This window comes from uncultured Neisseria sp., from assembly GCF_951230505.1.
Classification (GTDB): Bacteria; Pseudomonadota; Gammaproteobacteria; order Burkholderiales; family Neisseriaceae; genus Neisseria.
On sequence record NZ_CATNVN010000193.1, the window covers coordinates 1 to 3,039 of the forward strand.

The window sequence follows — 3,039 nt, forward strand, 5'->3', positions numbered from 1 at the left end:
AAAACCGCCGAACGCATGGTGTTGGAACTGCGCGGCAAACTCGTATCCCATACCGTTTCAGACGGCCTGTTTGCCCCTGATGCCGTTGCCGACGAAAGCCAAGACATCATCAACACTCTGCTTGCCCTCGGCTACAACGAACGCGAAGCCAAAGCCGCCACCAAAGGCATTCCCAAGGGCACGGAAGTCGGCGAAGGCGTGCGCCTGGCCTTGAAAAACCTGCTCAAATAAGGCCGTCTGAAACATGAAGGCATTGGTCCTGAGCATCACCCTCTTTCTAAGCGCGTGCGTCTATACCGAGACTCCGTATGGACGCACCGCCGTCTTGGACCTGCCCGTCCACTCGCAAACCACTGTCAACAAAACCGTGACCATCAACGCCCCGCCGGGAACGACCGTCATTTACCAAGACAGCCAACCCGTTCACAACAATCCGGCTTATCCCGTCTATCCCCGCCGGGTTTATCGTTATCGATAAACAACGCTGACCGTTTGAAACCATATATTCAGACGGCCTGTTGAGAGACCAACCATGAAATATATCCTTCCCCTGCTTTTACTCCTGAGCGCCTGCACACCGGACACCAAGACCACGGATGCCGCATCCGCCCCCAAAACACACGGCTTCGCACACCGCCTGACCGAAGGCGAAAAACTGCTGACCCAAGCCCTCATCAAACAAGACCTCGCCGCCTACTTCAAACACGAAACCGGCGGCGCATTTGCCGAACAAGCCCCCTTATTCTCGGCCCAACAACTTGCCGAACAGAAAAACATTCCCAAAAACGATGCCATCGGCGTTTACGGCAAAATCATCAAAACCCAAGGCCGCACCGCCTGGCTGCAAACCAACAAGCAAACCCTCAAACTCGATTTGGCCGAACCGCTGCAAGAAGCTCAAGGCGAAGTTACCCTTGTCTGCCAACATGAAAACACTGCATTCCAAGACTGCCAAACAGAAGCAAACTTCGCCCGACGCTTTACCGAACAAATCTTCTCGGCGGTCGAGTCCGGACGCGTATCCGCCCAAACAGACGCACCGGCCGAAGAAATCATGGCCGGCCGCCTCATCCCGTTTTTGAGTGCCGCCAGCGACTTTACCGGCAACTTCAAAGCCTGCGCCACCACCATGACTGAATACTGCACCAGCCGCCTGGCACGCGAAATGCCCGAATCCGCAGTCCGCAAAAAAGCACAGGAATTGGGTTTGACCGAAATAGCATTTAAAAAGAAAAAATAAATATTTAGGCCGTCTGAACCCTATGGCGGCTGTGTTATAATCCGCACCTCATACAGGTCGGACAGACAGTCGCCGCGTATCGCGTAAGGCATACGGGGAGGAAAGTCCGGGCTCCACAGAGCAGAATGCCGGCTAACGGCCGGGCGCGGCAACGCGACGGAAAGTGGAACAGAAAGCAATACCGCCGATGATTGCCTTCGGGCAAAACAGGTAAGGGTGAAAAGGTGCGGTAAGAGCGCACCGTGCATTTGGTAACAAAGCGCAGCAGGCTAAACCCCATTCGGAGCAAGACCAAACAGAACGCGATGACGCTGCTCGCCGAGCGTTCGGGTAGGTTGCTTGAGCACACCAGCAATGATGTGCCTAGAGGAATGACTGTCCGCGACAGAACCCGGCTTACCGTCCGAGCTGTATGTCCCCATACCGCGGCAGGTTTTTAAAACCTGCCGCATTTTTATAGAAATAAAAAGGCCGTCTGAAACCTGAATCTTGGTTTCAGACGGCCTTTTTTAAACCGCTGTTTATGGACGGTATTCCGGTTTCATGCCGTTGGGCAGGAGCTGCCATACATAGCCGGTGGTTTTCATTTTACCGGCCACTTCGCCTGCTTCGTCGCCATAGCCCCAGAAATAATCCACACGGACTGCGCCTTTAATCGCGCTGCCGGTATCTTGCGCCATAATTAAGCGGTTGAGGGCTTTTTTGGTGATCGGATGGGCAGTGGCGACAAATAACGGTGCGCCAAGCGTGATGTAGTGGCGGTCAATGGCACCGGCGTATTCGCCCATCAACGGCGTACCCAATGCGCCCACTGGGCCGGAATCGCCGCTGCCGGTCAGCTCGCGGAAGAAGACGTAGCTTGGATTTTGTCCCAAAACTTCGGCAAGGCGGCCGGGGTTTTGCTTCATATAGGCCTTGATGCCCTGCATGCTGGTCTGACCCAGCGGCAGATAGCCTTTGTCCGCCATATAGCGGCCGATGGAAACATACGGATGTTCGTTTTTATCGGCAAATCCGACGCGGATGTATTTGCCGGACGGTGTTTTCAGACGGCCTGAACCTTGAATGTGCATAAAGAAAAGTTCGACCGGATCATCTGCATAACCCAAAATCGGCGCTTTGCCGTTAAGCGCGCCGCCGTTGATTTGGCTGCGGGTGTAGTAAGGAACAAAACGGCTGCCTTCAAAACGGCCTTTCAGCGCGGTGCTGCGTGCTGTAATCGGGAATCTGGACAAGTCGGCCGTGTATGCGCCGCTGTTGTCGATGACGCCGCTGTTTGGGCCGGTTTGGCGGATGCGGACGGTGGCTTTGCTGCCTCTCAAGTTTGCAGCCAGCGGAACGGAAACAAAATCGTTCGGAATGCCGTAAATAGGGAAACGGGATTGGCTTGTGGGCTTGTCGTCGCCGTGCAGGACCGGTTCGTAATAGCCGGTAATGGTGCCGGCAGGATTGCCGCCGTTATCGACGCGCCATGCGGTGAAATAGCGCTCGAAAAAGTGCTTGGCTTGGAAATGGTGCACCGGCGTTTGCATGGCTTGGATACAAACGTCCTGCCAGCCTTGGCGGTTTTTAAGTTTTTCACAGCCTAAGCGGAAAGACTGCAGGCTTTTGGTAAAGTGTTGGAGGTCCCAGTGCGGCAATTCGTTGTAGGAAACTACGGTGTAGTTTGCTCCTCCACCGCTCACTGTCGTACCGACGGGATCGGGCGTACCGGTGGGGCGGTCAGGGCCTTTGATAACGCTGGTGTCGGTTTCGGGGAGGTTTTTAATGCTTTTGCTCGGACAGGCGGCAAGAATGGC

At 54.9% G+C, this 3,039-nt stretch carries 3 protein-coding genes, 1 other RNA gene and 1 pseudogene; 4 read left to right on the forward strand and 1 reads right to left on the reverse strand.

Annotated elements, in window-relative coordinates:
• The 4 genes and pseudogenes from Q1M25_RS09265 to rnpB form a co-directional block, all read left to right on the forward strand.
• Positions 1 to 231: pseudogene (locus Q1M25_RS09265) on the forward strand (Holliday junction branch migration protein RuvA); the annotation flags it as partial.
• Between the two features lie 13 nt (positions 232 to 244).
• Complete coding sequence (locus Q1M25_RS09270) at positions 245 to 478, forward strand: methionine-binding protein (protein ID WP_070584510.1); 234 nt, start codon at positions 245 to 247, stop codon at positions 476 to 478.
• Between the two features lie 54 nt (positions 479 to 532).
• On the forward strand, positions 533 to 1,240 hold the full coding sequence (locus Q1M25_RS09275; protein WP_300484007.1) for a hypothetical protein: 708 nt from the start codon (positions 533 to 535) through the stop codon (positions 1,238 to 1,240).
• Between the two features lie 53 nt (positions 1,241 to 1,293).
• Positions 1,294 to 1,655, forward strand: an RNA gene (gene rnpB, locus Q1M25_RS09280) — RNase P RNA component class A.
• Positions 1,656 to 1,761: 106 nt separating this feature from the next.
• On the opposite strand, the gene Q1M25_RS09285 is transcribed toward rnpB, so the two are convergent.
• Positions 1,762 to 3,039, reverse strand: a 1,278-nt coding sequence (locus Q1M25_RS09285; protein WP_300484009.1) for a murein transglycosylase A, incomplete at its 5' end; no start/stop codon positions are given.